The organism is Okeania sp. SIO2B9, assembly GCF_010672505.1.
Classification (GTDB): Bacteria; Cyanobacteriota; Cyanobacteriia; order Cyanobacteriales; family Microcoleaceae; genus Okeania; species Okeania hirsuta.
Genome location: NZ_JAAHGK010001831.1, coordinates 1 through 1003 on the forward strand (window position 1 = coordinate 1; position 1003 = coordinate 1003).

The following is a 1003-nucleotide window of genomic DNA, read 5'->3' on the forward strand; positions in this document are numbered from 1 at the left end:
AACCTAAAACTTCAAACCTACGACCCCAAGCTGATAGTTGAAAGCTAATTAACTGCTAAGTAGTCGGACAAAATTAAAGTTTAGTATCTCACACCTACCACCTTAACGTAGAGAAAATCTAAGAACCTAATTTGAAAGCTTCTAAAAATAGACCATAAGTAAAACCAATTTTAAAACCATTCAAAATATCTATTCCCAAAGAACGTGCTATTTTACCCTTAATACCATAAGTAAACCAGTTTAATAATTCAGTAATCAGCAAACATATTAAAGCATAAATAACATCTAGGTAACCTTCTTGCCCAGCGATCGTAGAAACCGCAGTCCCAGCAAAATTACCAAATAACAAACTAATAACTAATAGAGAAATTCGACGCCAAGGATTACTCAACCATTGCCTAAACCTTTCACTAATAACATTAAATAATCTATTGATACGGGTACTTTGCATAGATATTGAAGTTAAATATATATATTTTTTTGGACTTTTTAAGTCAATTTGAAAGTTAAAAATACTCTAGGTAGTCTAACATAGCAGAAGAGCAAGCTGTAATTTATCAGGTTAATTGAACAAAATCAGGATGCCTAGTTAAAGAATTAAAAGAAAGAATTAAATTCAAATGAAACTCCAAGCTTATAGACAAACTATTATTACTTTAATATTTTTTTTGTTAGGATTAATTATTGGCAGATTTCAGTTAAAAATATTTTGGGAAACAAATGATTCTGAGACATTTTCTGAATCTCTGTTATTAAACATTCCTACTCAGAAACCTCTACCAATATCTCCAACAAAACAGATTCAAGAATGTAGTCTGCTCATAACTACTTCTCAATCATCAATCATTCGTGGGTCAAAACTGATAAAGGAGCTTTTCGAGTTAGCAACTGTACAGATCGTCCAGTTCGTCTAGCACTACTAGCTAAATCCTCAGACCAATCTTACCAAAAATCTGCTCACTGGGATTTTGCCCCAGGGGAAGGTATTGACTACTCCCCAGAC

General features: G+C 32.7%; 2 protein-coding genes. One reads left to right on the forward strand and one right to left on the reverse strand.

All coding sequences use genetic code 11. The features are described 5' to 3' along the window. Positions 1-118: 118 nt before the first annotated feature. Positions 119-451, reverse strand: a complete 333-nt coding sequence (locus F6K13_RS34775) for a DUF565 domain-containing protein (protein WP_124142871.1) — start codon at positions 449-451, stop codon at positions 119-121. A 169-nt stretch (positions 452-620) separates the two neighbouring features. Here F6K13_RS34775 and F6K13_RS34780 point away from each other — a divergent pair, with 169 nt between their 5' ends. Continuing rightward, the gene (locus F6K13_RS34780) at positions 621-914 is read left to right on the forward strand and encodes a hypothetical protein (RefSeq protein WP_124142872.1); all 294 of its coding nucleotides are present in this window, start codon (positions 621-623) and stop codon (positions 912-914) included. The last annotated feature ends 89 nt before the right edge of the window (positions 915-1003 follow it).